At 68.6% G+C, this 1,037-nt stretch carries 1 protein-coding gene; it reads right to left on the reverse strand.

All coding sequences use genetic code 11. The features are described 5' to 3' along the window. The coding region (locus tag AB0D12_RS41380) for an IS5 family transposase (protein ID WP_362695288.1) at nucleotides 1-893 on the reverse strand (893 nt) is incomplete at its 3' end. Nucleotides 894-1,037 lie beyond the last annotated feature (144 nt).

The following is a 1,037-nucleotide window of genomic DNA, read 5'->3' on the forward strand; positions in this document are numbered from 1 at the left end:
GCCAGGCGGCCGCTCATGAGCATGGTCATGGACCACAGCACCATGGCCTCGTGCATGGCGGGCAGCGTCTCGTAGTCACGCACCAGACGACGCGAACGCATCAGCCAGCTCAGCGTTCTTTCCACCACCCACCTGCGCGGCAGCACCACGAACCCCGCCGTGTCGTCGGAGCGTTTGACGATCTCCAGGGTGAGCTGGCACTTCTCGGCCGCCCAGTCCACCAGCCGGCCCGCATAGCCGCCGTCCGCCCAGACGAGGCGGATGGAGAAATACAGTGTGCGCAGCCGTTCAAGCAGCGGCACTCCCGCGTCCCGGTCCTGCACGCTCGCCGCGGTCACCATGACCGCCAGAACCAGGCCGAGACAGTCCACCACCAGGTGCCGCTTGCGGCCGCCCACCCTCTTCCCGCCGTCCCAGCCGGACGTTGAGCTCGGGATATTTGCTGCCGCCCGCACCGACTGCGAGTCCACGATCGCGGCCGTCGGGTCCGGTGAGCGGCCCTCCTTCTGGCGCACCCTGTCGCGCAGCCGGTCGTGGAGCTCGGCAAGCAGGCCCGTGACCTGCCAGCGGCGGGCGAAGGCGTGCACCCGCCGATATGGCGGGAAGTCCGCCGGCAGGTTGGCCCACTTGACGCCGTTGTCGACCACATAGCGCACCGCGTCCAGCATCACGCGGTGGCAGAAGCCCTCCGGCCGACCACCCCGCCCCTGAAGCCACGCAGGCACCGGCAGCAACGGCCGGACGACCTGCCACTCCGCCTCCGTCAGGTCAGAGCCGTAACACCGGACGCGCTCCGGACCGTCCGCCGCGTTGCCGAACCTGTGCGCGAGGCAGTCACACTCCAGTGACGGCGCGTTGGACTCCGCGGACGCGAGCACGAAAGACTGCGACACAGGGCCTCCTGGTGCTGCTCGGTTGGGATCGCAACCCCGAGCTACCAGGAGGCCCTGCCGTTATGCCGCGGCTGCCGAGAGATCACCCAAACAGGAACCGTGTTCGACTGATCAAGCCTGTCGAACGGTAAGCGGAAGGCTTCT

It is taken from the genome of Streptomyces sp. NPDC048479 (assembly GCF_040651435.1).
Lineage (GTDB): Bacteria > Actinomycetota > Actinomycetes > Streptomycetales > Streptomycetaceae > Streptomyces.